Here is an 18,767-nt window from a genome sequence, read left to right as displayed (position 1 = left end):
AATGTCCGGCACAATCGATCGTGTGAGTCTTCCCCCACACCATCCTCTGGTCGACGGCCGCACCTCCGGCTCGGCACTCGTGCGCGCCTATTCCGGGGACCGCCCGCAGAGCCCGCCCGTGTGGTTCATGCGCCAGGCGGGACGCTCCCTGCCGGAGTACCGCGAGTCCCGTGCGGGGGTCGCGATGCTCGACGCGTGCCTGGACCCGGACCTGGCCGCCGAGATCACCCTGCAGCCCGTGCGCCGCCACGGCGTCGACGCCGCCGTGTTCTTCTCGGACATCGTGGTGCCGCTGCGCCTGGTGGGCGTGGACGTGGAGATCGTGCCCGGCACGGGCCCGGTCATCGCCTCGCCCGTGCGCACCGTGGACGACGTCGCCCGCCTGCGCGACCTGGGCCCGCTGGACGCCGCCCGGGTGTCGCCGGTGGCCGAGGGCGTGGCGCGGACCGTGTCCCGGCTGGGCACCACCCCGCTGGTCGGGTTCGCCGGTGCGCCGTTCACGCTGGCGGCGTACCTGGTCGAGGGCGGGCCGTCGCGCGACCACCTGGCGGCGCGGCGCCTCATGCACGCCGACCCCGCCGCGTGGGCCGCCCTCATGGACTGGACGGCCGAGATCACCGGTGCGTTCGTCGCCGCGCAGGTCACCGCCGGGGCGAGCGCCGCACAGCTCTTCGACTCCTGGGCCGGCGCCCTGACGCTGGCCGACTACACCGCGCACTGCGCGCCCGCGTCCGCGCGGGTGCTGGCGCAGGCCGGTGCGCTGGGGGTGCGCACGGTGCACTTCGGTGTCGGGACGGGTGAGCTGCTCGTGGCCATGCGGGACGCCGGGGCGGACGTCATGGGCGTCGACTACCGGGTGCCGCTCGACGAGGCGTCGGCGCGGCTCGGCGGGCGCACGCCGCTGCAGGGCAACGTCGACCCGGCCCTGCTGGCCGCACCCTGGGAGGTCCTCGAGACGCACGTGCGGGACGTGGTGCGCCGCGGGACCGCCGCACCCGCGCACGTCGTGAACCTGGGCCACGGCGTGCCGCCGGACACCGACCCGACCGTGCTGACGCGACTCGTGCAGCTGGTCCACTCGCTGTGACCGACGGCGGGCCGGCGCCGCTCACCGGCGCACCGGCGTGGGAGGCCGTCGTCGTCGGTGCCGGGGTCGCGGGCCTGGTGGCGGCGCGTGAGCTGGCGCGCGCGGGGCTGCGCACGCTCGTCCTCGACGAGCGCGACGCCCCCGGTGGCGCGGTCCGCGGGCACGACGTCGCCGGGCTGCGGCTCGACGCGGGCGCCGAGTCGTACGCCACCCGCAACGGCTCCGTCGCCGCGCTGCTCGCCGACCTGGACCTGGCCGGGGACGTCGTCGCCCCCGAGCCGCGGGGGGCGTGGACGCACCTGACCAGCGGCGACGGCCCTCTGCCCCGCACGGGGCTGCTGGGCGTGCCGGCGTACCCGCTCACCCCGGACGTGCGGCGCACGCTGGGGACCGCCGGGGCGCTGCGGGCCGCGCTGGACCTGGTCCTGCCGGCCCGGGTGGGGGCGCGGGCCACGACCCTGGGCGGGCTCGTGCGCGCGCGCATGGGTCGTGCCGTGGTGACGCGGCTGGTGCACCCCGTGGTCGGTGGCGTGCACGCGGCCGACCCCGACGACCTGGCCGTCGACGCGGCCGCACCGGGTCTGCGCGAGGCCCGGGACGCCGCCGGCGGCTCCCTGGCGCGGGCGGTGCGCCGCCTGCGGGCGTCGGCGCCGGCGGGCAGCGCCGTCGAGGGTGTCGCGGGCGGGGTGCACCGCCTGGTCGACGCGCTGGTCGCCGACGTGACCGCGCACGGCGGCGTGGTGCTCACCGGCACGCGCGCGGAGTCGGTGACGCGGGCGGCGGACGGCACGCTGGTCGTCGGCACGCAGGACCGGCACCGCCCTCCGCGACCGTCGCGCGACGTGCGCACCCAGCGCCTGGTGGTGGCGACGCCCGGCGCGGCGCGGGTGCTGGACGGCCTCGACGGCGCGGACCTGCGGGACGTGCGGCTCGACGAGGGTGCCCCGGTCACCCTGGTGACGCTGGTGCTCGACGCGCCCGCGCTGGACGCGGCGCCGCGCGGCACCGGGGTGCTGGTGGGGCCGGGTGTGGGCGACGTGCGGGCCAAGGCGCTGACCCACGCGACGGCCAAGTGGGCGTGGGTGGCCGACGCCGCCGGACCGGGCCGGCACGTGGTGCGGCTGTCCTACGGCCGCGCCGGTGCCGCCCCGACCGATGGCGCCGGGGACGACGCCGTGGACGACGCCGGCACGACACCGGCCGACCGCGGCGCGCTGCCCGACGGTCCCGCGCTGGTGGACCTCGCGCTGCGTGACGCCACGACGCTGCTGGGCGTGCCCCTGGACCCCGCGCAGCTGCGGGGGTCCGCGGTGGTGCGGTGGACGCAGTCCCTGCCCCGGCCCAGCGCCGGGCACCGGGCGGCGGTCACGGCCGTGCGGGCGGCCGCGGCGGGCATGCCGGGCGTCGCGGTGTGCGGCGCGTGGGCGGCGGGCAACGGGCTGGCGTCGGTGGTCCCGGACGCACGGGCCGCCGCCGAGGCGCTGCTGGCGCAGGTGCCGCCCGAGCCGTCGGCCGAGCCGTCACCCGCACAGCCCGCCGACCCCGTCGACGGCCCCGCCGACGACCCTGCCCCGTCGACACCCGCCGCACCCGACGCCACGTGATGACGACCTGTCAGAAATAGCACGGGAAAATGGTGTGCGTCACATTCCGTGCGGCGCGCCGAAAAGGTTCTGACGCATTGTCAGAACGGCTCTGCGACGATATTCCGCGCGGACCTGCGGGCGAGCACCGCCGGGCACGCCATTTCGACATCCGCGCGTGCGACGACGACACTGGGCGCATGCCTCAGCAGGTCCGCGTCGGCACGCGCGCGAGCGCCCTGGCCCTCACGCAGACGGGTCACGTCGCCGACGCGCTCGCCGCCCTGGGCGGCCTCGCCGTCGAGACGGTCCGCGTGCGCACCCAGGGCGACCGCGTGCGCGCGTCCCTGGCCACCATCGGCGGCACCGGCGTCTTCGTCACGGCCCTGCGCGACGCGCTGCTCGACGGCCGCTGCGACGTGGCCGTGCACTCGCTCAAGGACCTGCCCACCGGCCCCGCCGAGGGTCTGGTCATCGCCGCCGTCCCCCCGCGGCAGGACCCCCGCGACGCGCTGTGCGCCCGCGACGGCCTCACGCTGGCGACGCTGCCGGCCGGTGCGCGCGTGGGCACCGGGTCCCCGCGGCGCGCCGCGCAGCTGCGCGCGCTGCGCCCCGACCTCGACGTGGTCGACATCCGCGGCAACGTCGGCACGCGGCTGGGGCGCGTCCGTGGGCTCGACCCGACCACCCACGCCGCCGGCGCGCACGTCGGCCCCGAGGCGCCGCACCCCGGCGTCGCCACCGACGCGCCCCGCGGCGACCTCGACGCCGTGGTCCTGGCCGCGGCCGGCCTGGCACGGCTCGGACGGCTCGACGCCGTGAGCGAGACCCTCGAGCCCGACGTCCTGGCCCCCGCCCCGGGGCAGGGTGCGCTGGCCGTCGAGGTCCGGGCGGCGGACGCCACCGGTGACACCGCGCTGGCCGACGCGCTGCGCGCGCTGGACCACGCCCCCACCCGTCGGGCGGTCGTCGCCGAGCGGGCGGTGCTGGCCCGCCTGGAGGCCGGGTGCGCCGCACCCATCGGCGCGTGGGGCCGGCTCGACGAGGCGACCGGCACGCTCGTGCTCGACGCCGTCGTGGCCGCCCCCGACGGCTCGCGCGTGCTGCGCCTCGCCGCGCGCGGCCCGGCCGACGACGACGCGGCGGCCGACGCCCTGGGGCGGCGGCTGGCCGAGGACCTCCTGCACGCCGGCGCCACCGACCTCGCCCCCCTCGGCCCGGTGCGATGACGGCCGACGACCCGACCCCGGCCCGGCCGTCGTCCGACCCGCGCGCGGCCACGTCCCCCGCCACCGGTCCGCTCAGCGGGTGGCGCGTCCTGGTCCCCCGCCCACCGCTGGACCCCGCGCCCGCGGCCGGTGCGTCCGCCGCGGGCGGCCCGGGGGACCCGGCCGGGCTCCCCACCACCTCCCTCAGCCCCGCCGCGATCGCGCTGCGCGCCGCGGGGGCCGAGCCCGTGGTCGTCCCGCTCGTCCGCACGCAGCCCGTCGACGACGCGGGGCCCCTCGACGACGCCCTGCTCGCCCTCGGCGCCGGCTGGTACCCGTGGCTCGCCGTGACCAGCCAGGCCGCCGTCGCCGTGCTGGCCGACCGCGCCGCGGCCCACGACGCCGGGCTCGCCGCCCTCGTCGCGCGCGGCGGCGCCCGGGTCGCCGCCGTGGGCCCCGGCACCGCACGCGCGCTGCAGGCGCTGGGTGTGCGTGTCGACGTCATCCCCCCGGTGCGCTCCACCGCCGCGGACCTGGTCGTCGCACTGCTGGCCGCGGCCGCCGGCGCGTCCCCGCGACCCTCCGACGACGGCCCGACCGGCACCGGCCCCCGCGTCCTGTTCCCCCGCGGCGACCTGGCCGCCGGCACGCTGGCCGACGGGCTGCGGGCCGCCGGGTGGGCCGTCGACGACCTCGTCGTGTACCGGACCACCCCCGCGGGACCACCGGACCCGGCGGTCGTGCGCGCCTGGGCCGACGGCGACGTCCACGCGGCCCTGCTCACGTCCGCCAGCAGCGTGCGCGCCCTGCTCGACCACCTCGGCGCACCGCCGCCCGCCACGCGCGTCGTCGTCATCGGTCCCAGCACCGCCGACGAGGCCCACCGCCGCGGGCTGCGCGTCCACGCCGTCGCCGACCGGCAGACCCTCGCCGGCCTCGTCGACGCGCTCACCCGGCACGTCGTGGGCACCGGCGCGACGCCCGGGGCCGTCCCCCCGTCCGCACCCGTCACCCCCACGGAGGACACGCCGTGACGACCCCCACCCCCGGCCGGCTGCGCCCGCGCCGGACCCGCCGCACACCGGCGATGCGCCGGCTGACCGCGCAGACCCGCCTGCACCCCGCCGACCTCGTGCTGCCGCTGTTCGTCCGGGAGGGCCTCGACGCCCCGCGGCCGATCACGTCGATGCCGGGCGTGCAGCAGCACACGCGCGACTCGTTGCGCCGCGAGGCGGCCCGCGCCGCCGAGGCCGGGCTGGGCGGCGTCATGCTCTTCGGCGTCCCCGCCCACCGCGACGCGCTCGGCACGGGCGCCACGGACCCGGACGGCATCCTCAACGTCGCGATCGCCGACGTGGTGGCGGAGGTCGGTGACGCCCTCGTCGTGCAGGCGGACCTGTGCCTGGACGAGTTCACCGACCACGGGCACTGCGGCGTGCTGACCCCGCAGGGGGTCGTCGACAACGACGCGACGCTGGAGCGGTACGCCGCGATGGCGCTCGCGCAGGCCGAGGCGGGCGCCCACCTGCTGGGGCTCAGCGGCATGATGGACGGCCAGACCGCGGCCGTGCGGGACGCGCTGGACGCCGCCGGGCACCACGAGGTGGCCGTGCTGGCGTACGCGGCGAAGTACGCGTCGGCGTTCTACGGGCCGTTCCGCGAGGCCGTCGAGTCGCAGCTCGACGGCGACCGGCGCACCTACCAGATGGACCCCGCCAACCGCCGTGAGGCGGCGCGCGAGGTCGCCGTCGACGTCGCCGAGGGCGCGGACGTCGTCATGGTGAAGCCCGCGATGTCGTACCTCGACGTGCTCGCGGACGTCGCGGCGTCGTCGACCGTGCCCGTCTGGGCGTACCAGGTGTCCGGTGAGTACGCGATGATCGAGGCGGCGTCCGCGCAGGGGTGGATCGGCCGTCGGAGTGCTGTCACGGAGTCCGTGCTCAGCATCCGCAGGGCCGGTGCCGATGCCGTCCTGACGTACTGGGCGACGGAGCTGGCCGGGTGGCTGGCGGAGGAGCGGTGATGACGCAGGTGGAGGACGACGTCGCAGGTGGTCCCGCCCCCGCGGACGGCCCGGCCTGGACCGCCAGCAGCACGGAGGCGTTCGCGCACGCCACGGCGGTGATCCCCGGCGGGGTGAACTCGCCGGTGCGCGCGTTCGGGTCGGTCGGCGGCACGCCGCGGTTCCTGGCCTCGGCGCGCGGTGCGTACGTGACGGACGTGGAGGGCCGCGACTACGTGGACCTCGTCGGGTCGTGGGGGCCGGCGCTCGTCGGCCACGCGCACCCGCAGGTGGTCGAGGTGGTGCAGCAGGCGGCCGCGCGCGGTCTGGGCTTCGGTGCGCCGACGACGACCGAGGTCGAGCTGGTCGACGAGATCCGTGACCGGGTGCCGGTGGCCGAGCGGGTGCGCCTGGTCTCGACCGGCACCGAGGCGACGATGACGGCGCTGCGCCTGGCGCGCGCGTGGACGGGCCGCGACAAGGTCGTGAAGTTCGCCGGCTGCTACCACGGGCACGTGGACGCGCTGCTCGCGCAGGCCGGGTCGGGCGTCGCGACGCTCGCGCTGCCCGGGTCCGCGGGTGTCACCGCGGCGGTCGCGGCCGAGACGATCGTCGTGCCGTACAACGACCTCGACGCGGTGCAGGCCGCCTTCGACGAGCACGGCTCGTCGATCGCCGCCGTCATCACGGAGGCCGCGCCGGCCAACATGGGCGTCGTGCCGCCGCTGCCCGGCTTCAACCGCGAGCTGCGCCGCATCACCCAGCACCACGACGCGGTGCTGATCCAGGACGAGGTGCTCACCGGGTTCCGCGTCGGCCGTGCCGGCTGGTGGGGCCTCGAGGGCGCCTCCGAGCAGTGGGCGCCGGACCTGCTGACGTTCGGCAAGGTCATCGGCGGCGGGCTGCCCGTGGCAGCGGTCGCCGGGCGCGCGGACATCATGGACCAGCTCGCACCCCTGGGGCCGGTGTACCAGGCGGGCACCCTGTCGGGGAACCCGGTGGCCACGGCTGCCGGTCTGGCCACGCTGCGGCTGGCCGACGCCGAGGTGTACGCGCGCGTCGACGCGGCGTCCGCGCACCTGCGCCGGGCGGTGACGTCCGCGCTGGCCGAGGCCGGGGTGCCGCACGCGCTGCAGTGGGCGGGCAGCCTGTTCAGCATCGTGTTCGGGGAGCAGGCCGCGGCCGAGGGCGCGCGCGACTACGCCGCGGTGCAGGCGTCGGAGCACTGGCGCTACGCGCCGTTCTTCCACGCGCTGCTCGACGCGGGCGTGCTGGCACCGCCGTCGGCGTTCGAGGCGTGGTTCGTCTCGGCCGCGCACGACGAGGCCGTGCTGGACCGGATCGTCGAGGCGCTGCCGGTGGCGGCCCGGGCCGCGGCCGCGGCCGACCGCCCGGAGTAGCTCCTCCCCCGGCCGAGGTGTCCACGTCCTGGGGCGCAGGACGCACGAGACCGGGCTCAGGTCGCCCACCGCGGTGGATGAGCGACCTGAGCCCGGTCTCGTCGCCGGTCCGTCCCGGGGTGCGGACCGGGAGGTGCGACGAGGTCAGCGGGTCGGCGGCACCGGGTCCACGTCGGCCGCGACGAGCGCGGGCTCGTCGCCCGGCGCGACCGGGTCGGTGGGGCCGTGTCCCACGGCGACGACGTCACCGCGCCCGGCGGCCAGGTCGTGGCGGTACGCCCGGACCGACCACGTGATGGCCGCGATCCACACGAGCGCGATCAGGCCGAGCACGATGTCCTCGGTCGGGGTGTCACCCACACCGACCCAGTCGGAGCGCAGCAGCGTGCGGGTGTTCGTCAGGACGATGACGCCGCCGACCGCCGAGCCGAGGACGCGGCCCGGGACCTTGCGGACGAGCCACGCGGCGAGGGGCGCGGCGATGAGCCCACCGACGAGCAGTGCGGCGACCCAGGTGAAGTCGATGCCCTGCGAGCCGATCGCGAACAGGAAGCCCAGGCTCGCGGCGATCGCGACGAGGAACTCCGAGGTGTCGATCGACCCGACGACCTTGCGCGGCTCGAGCCGGCCGCTGGCGAGCAGCGCGGGCGTGCCGACCGGGCCCCAGCCGCCGCCACCGGTGGCGTCGACGAAGCCGGCGACCAGCCCGAGCGGTGCGAGGAACCGCGAGCGCAGCGGCAGGTGCAGGCGGTCGGTGCGCAGGCCCTTGAGCGTGAACCGGACGAGCAGGTAGACGCCGAGGCCGAGCAGGATCAGCGACATCACGGGCTTGGCGGCGTCGGTGGACAGGTTCGACAGGACCGTCGCCCCGGCGAACGCGCCGACCGCGCCGGGCACGCCGACCCGCAGGACGACCTTCCAGTCGACGTTGCCGAACTTCCAGTGCGAGACGCCCGACGCGAGCGTCGTGCCGATCTCGGCGAGGTGGACCGTCGCGGACGCGGCGGCGGGGTTGGTGCCGATGAACAGCAGCAGCGTCGTCGACGTCACGCCGTAGGCCATGCCCAGGCTTCCGTCGACCAGCTGTGCGGCGAGCCCGACGAGGGCGAGCAGGACGATCGTGGGCACGGGGACCACCTCGGGAGCGGCCCGGCGGAGGGCCGGGGTGGGATCGGACGGATCGGACATGCTGCGTACCAGCCCGATAATTCCGACCCGAGTGCTCGGGTAACAAGGCCTATCCGTATCCTGAGACGACGTCTCGGAGCACGGACGTCCCGTCGGTCAGGGGTTCTGCCAGGCGTCCTCACGGGCGGCGAGCCGGTGGACCGACTCGGGCAGGTCGCGCCGCACCACGTCGGCCAGCGTCACGACGTCGAGCACGTCGCGCACCGAGGTCCGCAGCGCGACCCAGACCTCGAGCAGGGCGGTCGCCGACCCCTCGTACGTCAGCCCCGGCGGACGGACGTCGCGCACCGTCACGAGGGGGCCGTCGACGGCCCGGATGACGTCCGCGACCGTGATCTCCTCGGCCGGCCGGGCCAGCAGGTAGCCACCGGCCCGCCCGCGCACGCTCGTCACGATGCCGCCGCGGCGCAGGTCGCCCATGATCCGCTCGAGGAAGCTGGTGGGGATGTCCTGGCCCGCGGCGAGCGCGTCGCTCGTGACGGACTCACCGCCCGGCCTGCTCGCCAGCTCGGCGCACGCCCGCACCGCATAGTCCGCCTTCGCCGAGACCCGCATGGCGCGATTCTCCCCCGTCACGGCGGCCGGGCGGGGCAGCGACGGCCGCGCGGTCGGGTGAGAGCAGCACGTCGCCGACGGGGCAGACCTGAGGGGAATACCCCCCAGGGGTACCGTGTTGGGGTGCACGTGACGACGACACCGACCGACACGCAGGCGACGGCCCCCACGGCCCCGCACCCCGCGGACGTCGACGCACCCGCGACCGCCGGGGAGACCGGGTCGCCGGTGCACGGGTACACGCCCGCGAAGGACGAGTACCTGCGCCGGCTGCGCCGCGTCGAGGGCCAGGTGCGCGGGATCGCCCGCATGGTCGACGAGGACGTGTACTGCATCGACGTCCTCACGCAGATCGCGGCGGTGACCAAGGCCCTGCAGGCCGTCGGGATCGGCCTGGTCGAGGACCACCTGGGCCACTGCGTCGTCGACGCCGCGCGCCAGTCCCCCGAGGAGGGCGCCGCCAAGGTCCGCGAGGCGTCCGCCGCCATCGCACGGCTCGTCCGCAGCTGAAGCCCCGGCCGCCCGTCCCCCCACCAGGACGGACGGCCCCACCCCACCGGTCGCCCGGCCGCCCGCCGCACACCCGCGCGGGCCCCCGCCGCACCGGACCACCGAGGTCGAAGGAGCACCACCATGAGCACCACCACCTTCCGGGTCGACGGCATGACGTGCGGCCACTGCGTGAACGCCGTGACCGAGGAGCTGTCCGCGCTGCCCGGCGTCACCGGCGTCGACGTCGAGCTCGTCACCGGCGGCTCGTCCCCCGTGACCGTCACCTCCGACGCGCCGCTCGACCCCGCGGCGGTGGACGCCGCCGTCGTCGAGGCCGGGTACGCGGTGACGCCCACGCGGTCGTTGCTGTGAGTGCCGCCGCGGCCCCCGGGGCGGTGACGCCGGACGGCGTCACGCCCGTCGGGATCGACCTGGCCGTCGAGGGCATGACGTGCGCGTCGTGCGTCGCGCGCGTGGAGAAGCGCCTCAACCGCGTTCCCGGCGCCAGCGCGACGGTGAACCTCGCCCTGGAGACGGCGCACGTCGACGTCACGCCGACGGACGACGCCCCGGCGCCGACCGTCGACGACCTGGTCGCGGCCGTGCGCGCCGCGGGCTACGACGCGCGGCCGGTGGCCCGGCCGGGGAGCCACGACACGGCCCACGGGTCGGGCCACGGGTCCGGCCACGACGAGGTCGCGCACGCCCTGTCCGGCATGCAGCACGCCGGCATGGAGCACGACCCCGACGACGACACCTCCGCCCCCGACGACACCCGCGGGGCGGACCTGCGTCGCCGGCTGCGCGTCGCGGCCGTGCTGACCGTTCCCGTCGTCGTGCTGAGCATGGTCCCCGCGACGCAGTTCCGCGGCTGGCAGTGGCTGGTCGCCGCGCTCGCGCTGCCGGTGGCCACGTGGGCCGCCTGGCCGTTCCACCGTGCGGCCTTCCGGGCCGCACGCCACGGGGCGTCGACCATGGACACGCTCGTGTCGATCGGCGTCGTCGCGGCGACCGCCTGGTCGCTGTGGGCCCTGCTGCTGGGCGGTGCGGGCGAGCTCGGGATGCGCATGACCCCGACGCTGTTCCCCGCGGCCGACGCGGGCCACGGCGGCGGCATGCCGGAGCTGTACTTCGAGGTCGCGGCCGTCGTCACCACGTTCCTGCTGGCCGGCCGGTACGCCGAGCACCGGTCCCGGCGCCGGGCCGGCGACGCGCTGCGCGCCCTGCTCGACCTGGGGGCCAAGGACGTGGCGCTGCTGGTCACCGGGCCGGACGGGCGGCGCGTCGAGCGCCGGGTGCCGGTCGGGACGCTGGGTGTCGGGGACGAGTTCGCCGTGCGCCCGGGCGAGAAGGTCGCCACGGACGGCGTGGTGGTGTCCGGCACCAGCGCGGTCGACACGTCGCTGCTGACCGGAGAGCCGGTGCCCGTCGACGTCGGGCCGGGCGACGAGGTCACCGGCGCGACCGTCAACACGTCGGGCCACCTGGTGGTCCGGGCCACGCGCGTGGGCGAGGAGACCCGCCTGGCGCAGATCGGACGGCTCGTCGCGCACGCGCAGACCGGCAAGGCGCCCGTGCAGCGGCTGGCCGACCGGATCTCCGCGGTCTTCGTGCCCGTCGTGCTGGTCGTCGCCGTGGGCACCCTGCTCGTGTGGCTCGCGACCGGCGGCGGGGTGCAGGCGGCGTTCACCGCGGCGGTCGCGGTGCTGATCATCGCCTGCCCCTGTGCCCTGGGGCTGGCCACGCCCACCGCGCTGCTGGTCGGCACCGGGCGCGGCGCGCAGCTCGGCATCCTCATCAAGGGTCCGGAGATCCTCGAGGAGACCCGGCGCGTCGACACCGTCGTGCTCGACAAGACGGGCACGGTCACGGCCGGGCGCATGGCCCTGGTCGACGTCGTGCCCGCGGCGGGTGAGGACGCGGACGAGGTCCGGCGCCTCGCCGCCGCCGTCGAGCGGCTCGCGGAGCACCCGATCGCCCGGGCGATCGCGGACGCGGTGGGTGCGGAGGCCGGACCGGCCTCCCCCGCCCCCGAGGCGGTGGGTGCCGACGGTGTCGCCGTCGGCACCGAGGAGGTGCGGGAGTTCCGCGCCGACGCGGGCCGCGGCGTCAGCGGCGTGGTCCGCACCGCGCACAGCGGGGTCGGGCTCGCGCGCCGCGTGCTGGTGGGCCGCCTCGGCTGGCTCGACGAGCAGGGCGTGCGCACCACCGAGGTGGCCGACGCGGTCGCCGCGGCGGAGGCGGACGGGGCGACGGCGGTCGTGGCCGCGTGGGACGGGCGCGCCCGCGGCGTCCTGGTGCTGCGGGACCCGGTGAAGCCGACGTCGGTGCAGGCCGTGCGCGACCTGCGGGCGCTGGGCCTGCGCCCGGTGCTGCTGACGGGCGACAACCGGGGCGCCGCCCTGGCGACGGCCCGTGCGGTCGGCATCGCGGACGAGGACGTGGTCGCCCAGGTCCTCCCCGACGAGAAGGTCGCGGCGGTCGAGCGGCTGCAGTCCGGCGGCGCGCGCGTCGCGATGGTCGGTGACGGCGTCAACGACGCCGCGGCCCTCGCCACGGCCGACCTGGGGCTGGCCATGGGCACCGGCACGGACGTCGCCATCGAGGCGGCGGACCTCACGCTGGTGCGCGGGGACCTCGCGTCCGCGCCGCAGGCGATCCGGCTGTCGCGGCGCACGCTGCGGATCATCCGGCAGAACCTGTTCTGGGCGTTCGCGTACAACGTCGCGGCGATCCCGCTGGCCGCCCTCGGGCTGCTCAACCCCATGATCGCGGGCGCCGCCATGGCGTTCTCGTCGGTCCTGGTGGTGACGAACTCGCTGCGGCTGCGCCGGTTCTCCTGACCGGCGCTGTCCCGAGCGACGCCATGACGGGCGCGGCACCCGCGGGTGCCGCGCCCGTCGTCGTCCCGGGCTGCCGGCGCGCGTGCGTCCGGCCGGGTGAGGTGCACCGTCCTCGGTCCGCCGGGTCGGGGTCCGGTGCTAAAGTGATATCACTTTGATAGCGCACCCGCGCTTCTCCCCCTCTGGAGGTCACCATGCCCGACACCGCACCGCCGCAGGACTCCGTGGGCGGCGACCCGAGCGGCCGGCCGGTCGGCCACAACGGCGCCCGCGTCGACGTGGTCGAGCGGGACGCCTGGGCGCTCGGCGCCGGCCCCGCTGCGGTCGTGCTCCTGCTCGCCCTGGGCTCCCTGGGCGCGTCGATCCCGCTGTTCGTCCACGCCGAGACCACGGGGCAGGACGCGTGGGGCTTCCTCGGCATCGCGCTCATCCTGGTCGGCATCCTCCTGTCCACCAGCATCGCCGTCATCAGCCCCGGGCAGACGCGGGTCGTCCAGCTCTTCGGCCGCTACATGGGCACCGTGCGGCGCACCGGCCTGGTCCTGACCGTGCCGCTGACCGTGCGCAAGAACGTCTCCGTGCGGGTCCGCAACTTCGAGACCAACGAGCTCAAGGTCAACGACGAGGACGGCAACCCGATCAACATCGCGGCCATCGTCGTGTGGCAGGTCGCCGACACCGCCAAGGCCACGTTCGCGGTCGAGGACTACGCCGACTTCGTGCGCGTGCAGTCCGAGTCCGCGCTGCGCCACGTCGCGATGTCGCACCCGTACGACCACGCGGAGAACGGCGAGAACTCGCTGCGCGGCGCCACGGACGTCGTGTCGGCGGAGATCGCCGCCGAGGTCGCGGCCCGCGTCGTCATCGCCGGCCTCGAGGTCATCGAGGCCCGCATCTCCAACCTCGCGTACGCCCCCGAGATCGCCCAGGCCATGCTGCAGCGCCAGCAGGCCGGCGCGATCATCGCCGCCCGCGAGCGCATCGTCGAGGGTGCCGTGTCGATGGTCGAGGGCGCGCTGAGCCGCCTCGAGGCCGACGGCGTGGTCCAGCTCGACGACGAGCGCCGGGCCGCCATGGTGTCGAACCTGCTCGTCGTGCTGTGCGGCGAGTCCCGCGCGACACCCGTCATCAACACCGGGTCGCTCTACGCGTGACGGCCGACGAGCCCGTGGGGGCGGACTCACCGCCGGCCCCGGGCGGCGCGCAGGGGGACGCGCCGGCCGGGGCCGACCCGAGCGCACCGCCGGGTGACGAGGGTGCACCCGCGCGCCCGGGACGCCGGGAGCGGCGGCAGGTGCTGCTGCGCCTGGACCCCGCGGTGCACGACGCCGTGGCCCGGTGGGCGGCGGACGACCTGCGCAGCGTCAACGCGCAGATCGACCTGCTGCTGCGCCGCGCGCTGAAGGACGCCGGACGCATGCCGGACGCGGCGGGCGCCCCGCCGCGTCGCGGGCGGCCGCGCGCGACGCCGTGATCGTCGCGCCGACACCCCCACCAGGGGTGCCGGCGCGACCGTCACGGCGTGGTCAGCGGAAGCGCCGCCCCTCGTCCGAGCGGACGGCGGCGACGGCGAGCGCCGCGAAGACGGCCGTCCACGCGAGCAGCACCGGCAGCGCCACCGCACTACCCTCGACCCCCGTGGTGACCTGGACGACCAGGTCACGCGCGGCCCGCGACGGCAGTGCCTGCGAGATGACGTCCAGCCAACCCGGGAAGATCTCGGGCGGCATGAACAGACCGCCGGCGAACGCGAGCGGGAACAGCACGCACTGCACGACCGCGAGGGCCGCCTTGGTCGACATGGCGTAGCCGATGGCCAGCCCCAGGAGGGTGAACGGCACGGCCACGAGCGCGACCATGACGAACGCACCCAGGGCGCGGAGGCCGGTCAGCGAGGCGGACGTCAGCAGCGCACCGACCAGGACGGGCGGCACGAGCGCCAGGTACGCCCACAGCAGCCCGTTGACGACGCGCCCGGCCAGCCGCGGCCCGGGCCGTGCGGGCAGCGTCCGCACGAACGGGTCGAACGGCTTGGCGCGGTCCTCGGCGACGCCCGCGCCGTGCGTGAACAGGCACGCGGACATCACGGCGAAGGTCCCCAGCTGGGCGATCGCCGCGGTCGACGCCAGCGGGTCGGACGTGATGGCGTCCTGCGGGACGACGAAGAAGAGGAGCGCGAGCGCCGGGAACAGCAGGTTGCCGATGACGGCGATCGGCACGCGCACGGTCTCGAGGAACTGGTAGCGGGTGTGCAGCCACGCGAGCGACGCCCAGGGTCGCAGCGGCGGGGCGGGCACGGCCGCGCGGGTCGTCGTGCTCATCGGACCACCTCCGGGAGGGCGGGCGCGGCCGCGGGTCGCCGCGACGCGGGTGCGTCGGGCAGCACGTCGGCGTCGCGCGTGGTGAGGGAGAGGAAGGCCTCCTCGAGGGACGCGCCGCGCACCTCGAGGTCGGTGAACGGCACGCCCGTGGTGACGAGCGCGCGCACGGCCGCGTCGGCGTCGGACGCGACGAGCGTGACCCGCAGGCCTCCGGGGACCTCGCCGGTCCCGGTCACCTCCTGGACGCCCGGCAGCGCGGCGAGGCCGGCGACCGGACCTGCGACCGTGAGGCTCACCCGCCGCACGGCGACGAGGTCGAGGACGCGCGCCAGCGTGTCGTCGGCCAGCACCCTCCCGCCCCCGACGACGACGACGCGCTGGGCCAGCGCCTCGATCTCCTCGAGGTAGTGGCTGGTGACGATGACCGTGGCGCCGTCGGCGTGGTAGTCGCGCAGCGCCTGCCACAGCACGTGCCGCGCCTCGACGTCCAGCCCGGTCGTCGGCTCGTCGAGGAGCACCAGGCGCGGGCGGCCGACGAGCGACAGCCCGACCGCGAGCCGGCGCTTCTGCCCGCCGGACAGCGCACCGGTCTGCCGGTCGGCCAGCTCGGTGAGGCCGAACCGCGTCATGACCTCGTCGCGGGGCATGGGGTCGGCGAAGTGCCCGGCGACGAAGTCGATGACCTCACGGACCTTCAGCGTCTCCGGCAGGCCCGTCTCCTGCGGGGTGGTGCCGAGCGAGGTGCGGGCGGCGGGGTCACGCGGGTCGCCCCCGAAGACGCGGACGGTGCCCTCGTCCGGGGTGCGCAGACCGGCGACCAGCGACAGCAGGGTCGTCTTGCCGGCCCCGTTGGGTCCCAGCAGGCCGACGATCTCGCCCGCGTCGACCCGCAGGCTGACGTCGTCGAGCGCGGTGACGGTGCCGAAGCGCCGCGTGACGTGCTCGACGAGCACGGGGGGTGGGGTGTCGGTGCTCATTCCTGCGCTCCCTTGAGCAGCTCCGTGAGGGTCTGCGTGTACCGCTCGAACGCGAGCCGTCCGGCGGGGCTGAGCTCCACGTACGTGGCCGGGGTGCGGCCGACGTGCGTCTTGGTCTGGGTGACGTACCCGGCGTCCTCGAGGCGCCGCAGGTGCGTGGACAGGTTCCCGGCGGTCATGTCGAGCAGCTTCTGCAGCCGGGGGAAGGAGACCCGGTCGCCGCGCTCGAGGGCGGCGAGGGTGGCGACGACCCGCAGCCGGGACGCCGAGTGGATGACGGGATCGAGGTCGACCTCGCTCATGCGCGCCGCCGTCGCACCGCGGCGAGTGCCGCGCCGACGAGCATCCCGCCGCCGCCGGCCAGCGACATGACGAGGTAGCCGGCGGGCATGGCCACCAGGCCCGCGGCCGCCGCGGTGAGGATCATCCAGCCGCCCAGGGCGTACATCGAGACCTCACGCCACAGCGCGCCGCCGGCCATGTAGAGCAGGCCGACGACCAGGCAGGCGACGCCGTTGGCGACGACGGTGACGACCACCGGGCTCGCGTCGGCGCGCACGACGCCCGCGACGAGCAGCCCCTGGCCGACGAACCCGAGCATCCAGGCCCAGCCGTACATCGCGCCCACCTGGCGGCTGGTGCCGGCGAGCCCGTGGGTGGCGCGCGTGACGTGGACGAGCGTGACCACGAGCCCGGCGACCGCCAGCACGCCGAACACGAGGCCGCCGACTCCGGTGGCCGTGCGGGTGGGCGACGTGGTGGCCGTCCACCACTGCGCGCCGTAGCCCAGGAGCCAGGCGACGCCCCAGACGCCGAAGAGCACGCGGTCGTCGACGTCGGAGTCCCGCACGCGGCGCTGCTGGGCGGCGACGATCGCGAGCCCCTCCCGGGGGTCCGGCGGGGTGTCGTCGTCCGGCACGGCGGACCTTCGGGTGTCGTCGTTCGACTTTGTCATGCAAACCACTTTGCACCCGCGTCCACTCTGCGGTCAAGACCCTGTCACCCCCGCACGCGCAGCCGGGACGCCCACGCCCCGGGACACGCCACGGGACCGGCCGCGCCGCCCGGACGCACGGCACGTAGCCTGCGAGCATGGGACGTGCGGTCGGCGGGCGCGGGGGCGCGCGCGAGGACGACGGGCGCGGCAGCGCCGCCGGAGCCGGTGACGGGCTGCCGCACGCCGCGCCGCCCCCCGGCGAGCGCGCCGTCGCCCGGCGGCTCACCGCCGAGATCTGGATCGTGCTGGGCCTGTCGCTCGGCAAGTCGGCGGTCTACGCCGTCGTCGCGCTCGTCGCCAAGCTCACGGCCGGCCCACCCCTGGCGAGCCAGACCACCACGCTCAACGCCAGCCGGTCGCCGCGCCCCTACCTCGACCTGACGTACCAGCTGCTGTCCATCGGGTTCGCGCTGCTGCCGGTCGCGCTCGCGCTGTACCTGCTCTCCGCCAACGGCCGCTCCGCGGTGCGCCGCATCGGGCTCGACCGCACGCGACCGTGGCGGGACCTGGGCCTCGGCATCGGGCTCGCGGCGCTCATCGGCATCCCCGGTCTCGGTCTCTACGTGGCCGGTCGTGCGCTCGGCATCACGGTCGAGGTGCAGGCCGCGGCGCTCAACGCGGCCTGGTGGACCGTGCCCGTGCTCATCCTCTCGGCGTTGCAGAACGCCCTGCTCGAGGAGGTCGTGGCGGTCGGCTACCTCATGGAGCGCCTGCGCGACCTGCGGTGGCGGACGCCGGCGATCATCGCCGCCAGCGCCCTGCTGCGCGGCTCGTACCACCTGTACCAGGGCTGGGGGCCGTTCATCGGCAACGTGGTCATGGGCGTCGTCTTCGCCGAGTACTACCGGCGACGACGCCGCGTCATGCCCCTCGTCGTCGCGCACACGGCGCTCGACGTCGTCGCGTTCGTGGGCTACGCGCTGCTGCCCGAGGAGTGGCTCGAGGCCATCGGCGTCACCTGACGCCCCGCACCGCCAGGCTCACGGCACCGCCGGGCTCAGGGCACCGCGGGACTCACGGCACCGCGGTGATCACGGCACCGCGGTGATCACGGCACCGCGGTGGTCACGGCACCGCGGGACGGCCGAGGTCCTTGACCATCTGCCGCACCGCGAACCCGCTGACCACGTTCATGGCGCCGCCGACGAACGCGAACAGCCCCAGCAGGACGCCGAACACCGCGAGCGAGCCCTGCGGCCGGGCGATGAGCAGCACCGCGAACAGCGTGCTGACCAGACCGAACGCGAGCGGCCAGTGCCAGCCGGGGTCGCGGTAGCGGGACAGCGCCACCGCTCCGATGATCGAGACGACGCCGAGCACGAGCAGCCAGGCGGCGAGGAGGAAGAACAGCACGCGCACGGTGGGGCCGGGCCACAGCACCACGACCGCGCCGACGGCGACGCCGGCGACGCCCTCGACCACCCACCACGTCCAGCCCGGGACGCCGCGGTCGACCAGTCCCTGCACGACCAGCAGCACGCCGTCGACGACGGCGAAGATCCCGAAGAGCCAGACGATCGCCGCGAGCGACGCGGCGGGCTGGGCCATGAGCAGCAGCCCGAGCACCAGCAGCAGCACGCCGCGCACGACGGGCAGCCACCACACCTTGCGCACGGTCCGCACGACCTGCGCGGTGACGTCGTCGACCATCGTGACCTCCTCACGGAGCCCTGCGGCCCGGGGTCAGGTGGCGCGGTCGGTGACCACGCGGCGGCACCTCCGGGCCGAACGTAGCGCGGACGGCCGCACGGGGCGCGCCGGGCGCCGGGTGCGACGCGGGTCAGTCCTCGCGGCGACGCCCGCCGTAGCGGCGGTGGACGGCCTGCTTGCTGACCCCGAGCATCACGGCGATCGCCGCCCACGGGACGCCGGCGGCACGGGCGCGACGCACGGCGACGGCCTCGCGGCGGTCGACCTCACGGCGCAGCCGCGACAGCGCCAGCAGCGCGCCGAGCGGGTCGTCGTCCTCGGCGCGGGCGACCAGAGCGGACATGTCGGTCTCCTCCTCGGTCATCGTGGTCCTCCGTCGACGTGCTGACGTCAACTCATGTTGACGCGCTCACCCTGCGATGTCAACACATGTTGACACCCGGGACGGAGACACGGCCGCGCAG

Annotated in this window: 20 protein-coding genes; 12 read left to right on the top strand and 8 right to left on the bottom strand. The window is 76.4% G+C overall.

What is annotated here, in order from left to right; genetic code table 11:
* Position 1: 1 nt before the first annotated feature.
* The 6 genes from hemE (at position 2) to hemL (ending at position 7,280) form a co-directional block, all read left to right on the top strand.
* A complete protein-coding gene (gene hemE / locus BMZ16_RS00720; protein WP_089797569.1) occupies positions 2-1,087 on the top strand; it encodes a uroporphyrinogen decarboxylase in 1,086 nt (361 codons plus the stop codon).
* Positions 1,084-2,691 carry a protoporphyrinogen/coproporphyrinogen oxidase gene (locus BMZ16_RS00715; protein ID WP_089797567.1) on the top strand — a complete coding sequence of 536 codons (1,608 nt, stop codon included), beginning with the start codon at positions 1,084-1,086 and terminating at the stop codon, positions 2,689-2,691. Before hemE ends, BMZ16_RS00715 begins: the two co-directional genes overlap by 4 nt.
* Before the next feature lie 179 nt (positions 2,692-2,870).
* Positions 2,871-3,899 carry a hydroxymethylbilane synthase gene (hemC, locus tag BMZ16_RS00710; RefSeq protein WP_089797566.1) on the top strand — a complete coding sequence of 343 codons (1,029 nt, stop codon included), beginning with the start codon at positions 2,871-2,873 and terminating at the stop codon, positions 3,897-3,899.
* On the top strand, positions 3,896-4,912 hold the full coding sequence (locus BMZ16_RS00705; protein WP_089797564.1) for a uroporphyrinogen-III synthase: 1,017 nt from the start codon (positions 3,896-3,898) through the stop codon (positions 4,910-4,912). Before hemC ends, BMZ16_RS00705 begins: the two co-directional genes overlap by 4 nt.
* Positions 4,909-5,901, top strand: a complete 993-nt coding sequence (gene hemB, locus BMZ16_RS00700; RefSeq protein WP_089797562.1) for a porphobilinogen synthase — start codon at positions 4,909-4,911, stop codon at positions 5,899-5,901. The genes BMZ16_RS00705 and hemB overlap by 4 nt, the downstream gene beginning before the upstream one ends.
* On the top strand, positions 5,901-7,280 hold the full coding sequence (gene hemL / locus BMZ16_RS00695; protein ID WP_089797560.1) for a glutamate-1-semialdehyde 2,1-aminomutase: 1,380 nt from the start codon (positions 5,901-5,903) through the stop codon (positions 7,278-7,280). Before hemB ends, hemL begins: the two co-directional genes overlap by 1 nt.
* A gap of 144 nt (positions 7,281-7,424) precedes the next feature.
* Here hemL and BMZ16_RS00690 read toward each other — a convergent pair whose 3' ends face one another.
* Both BMZ16_RS00690 and BMZ16_RS00685 read right to left on the bottom strand, forming a co-directional pair.
* The gene (locus tag BMZ16_RS00690) at positions 7,425-8,408 is read right to left on the bottom strand and encodes a sulfite exporter TauE/SafE family protein (protein WP_089797558.1); all 984 of its coding nucleotides are present in this window, start codon (positions 8,406-8,408) and stop codon (positions 7,425-7,427) included.
* A 156-nt stretch (positions 8,409-8,564) separates the two neighbouring features.
* Positions 8,565-9,023, bottom strand: coding sequence for an RrF2 family transcriptional regulator (locus tag BMZ16_RS00685; RefSeq protein WP_089797556.1), 459 nt, complete (start codon positions 9,021-9,023; stop codon positions 8,565-8,567).
* A gap of 123 nt (positions 9,024-9,146) precedes the next feature.
* Here BMZ16_RS00685 and BMZ16_RS00680 point away from each other — a divergent pair, with 123 nt between their 5' ends.
* From BMZ16_RS00680 to BMZ16_RS19600, 5 genes are all read left to right on the top strand, one after another.
* Positions 9,147-9,533, top strand: coding sequence for a metal-sensitive transcriptional regulator (locus tag BMZ16_RS00680; protein ID WP_369822478.1), 387 nt, complete (start codon positions 9,147-9,149; stop codon positions 9,531-9,533).
* A 123-nt stretch (positions 9,534-9,656) separates the two neighbouring features.
* Entirely contained in the window at positions 9,657-9,887 is a 231-nt protein-coding gene (locus tag BMZ16_RS00675; RefSeq protein ID WP_089797554.1) for a heavy-metal-associated domain-containing protein, read from the top strand.
* Between the two features lie 74 nt (positions 9,888-9,961).
* A complete protein-coding gene (locus BMZ16_RS00670) occupies positions 9,962-12,358 on the top strand; it encodes a heavy metal translocating P-type ATPase (protein ID WP_089798630.1) in 2,397 nt (798 codons plus the stop codon).
* 194 nt (positions 12,359-12,552) lie between these two features.
* Positions 12,553-13,512 (top strand): SPFH domain-containing protein, encoded by a 960-nt coding sequence (locus BMZ16_RS00665; protein WP_089797551.1) that lies wholly within the window; start codon positions 12,553-12,555, stop codon positions 13,510-13,512.
* Positions 13,509-13,832 carry a type II toxin-antitoxin system antitoxin gene (locus tag BMZ16_RS19600; RefSeq protein WP_255366274.1) on the top strand — a complete coding sequence of 108 codons (324 nt, stop codon included), beginning with the start codon at positions 13,509-13,511 and terminating at the stop codon, positions 13,830-13,832. The genes BMZ16_RS00665 and BMZ16_RS19600 overlap by 4 nt, the downstream gene beginning before the upstream one ends.
* Before the next feature lie 52 nt (positions 13,833-13,884).
* Here the strand turns inward: BMZ16_RS19600 and BMZ16_RS00655 are convergent, their stop codons facing one another.
* From BMZ16_RS00655 to BMZ16_RS00640, 4 genes are read right to left on the bottom strand one after another with little or no spacing between them, the layout of a single operon-like run.
* Positions 13,885-14,679: an ABC transporter permease gene (locus BMZ16_RS00655; protein ID WP_089797550.1), complete on the bottom strand. Its 795-nt coding sequence runs from the start codon at positions 14,677-14,679 to the stop codon at positions 13,885-13,887.
* A complete protein-coding gene (locus BMZ16_RS00650) occupies positions 14,676-15,656 on the bottom strand; it encodes an ABC transporter ATP-binding protein (protein ID WP_089797548.1) in 981 nt (326 codons plus the stop codon). Before BMZ16_RS00650 ends, BMZ16_RS00655 begins: the two co-directional genes overlap by 4 nt.
* Complete coding sequence (locus BMZ16_RS00645) at positions 15,653-15,958, bottom strand: transcriptional regulator (RefSeq protein WP_089797546.1); 306 nt, start codon at positions 15,956-15,958, stop codon at positions 15,653-15,655. The genes BMZ16_RS00650 and BMZ16_RS00645 overlap by 4 nt, the downstream gene beginning before the upstream one ends.
* Positions 15,955-16,575 carry a hypothetical protein gene (locus tag BMZ16_RS00640; protein WP_089797544.1) on the bottom strand — a complete coding sequence of 207 codons (621 nt, stop codon included), beginning with the start codon at positions 16,573-16,575 and terminating at the stop codon, positions 15,955-15,957. Before BMZ16_RS00640 ends, BMZ16_RS00645 begins: the two co-directional genes overlap by 4 nt.
* Before the next feature lie 173 nt (positions 16,576-16,748).
* On the opposite strand from BMZ16_RS00640, the gene BMZ16_RS00635 reads away from it, so the two are divergent.
* Positions 16,749-17,615 carry a CPBP family intramembrane glutamic endopeptidase gene (locus BMZ16_RS00635; RefSeq protein WP_089797542.1) on the top strand — a complete coding sequence of 289 codons (867 nt, stop codon included), beginning with the start codon at positions 16,749-16,751 and terminating at the stop codon, positions 17,613-17,615.
* A 103-nt stretch (positions 17,616-17,718) separates the two neighbouring features.
* On the opposite strand, the gene BMZ16_RS00630 is transcribed toward BMZ16_RS00635, so the two are convergent.
* Both BMZ16_RS00630 and BMZ16_RS00625 read right to left on the bottom strand, forming a co-directional pair.
* Positions 17,719-18,303 carry an HdeD family acid-resistance protein gene (locus BMZ16_RS00630; protein WP_089797540.1) on the bottom strand — a complete coding sequence of 195 codons (585 nt, stop codon included), beginning with the start codon at positions 18,301-18,303 and terminating at the stop codon, positions 17,719-17,721.
* Between the two features lie 130 nt (positions 18,304-18,433).
* Positions 18,434-18,667, bottom strand: coding sequence for a hypothetical protein (locus BMZ16_RS00625; RefSeq protein ID WP_089797538.1), 234 nt, complete (start codon positions 18,665-18,667; stop codon positions 18,434-18,436).
* Positions 18,668-18,767 lie beyond the last annotated feature (100 nt).

The organism is Cellulomonas sp. KH9 (assembly GCF_900114185.1).
Taxonomy (GTDB): domain Bacteria; phylum Actinomycetota; class Actinomycetes; order Actinomycetales; family Cellulomonadaceae; genus Cellulomonas.
The sequence above is the reverse complement of the archived record's forward strand: the minus strand, read 5'-3'. Positions and strand labels throughout refer to the sequence as shown.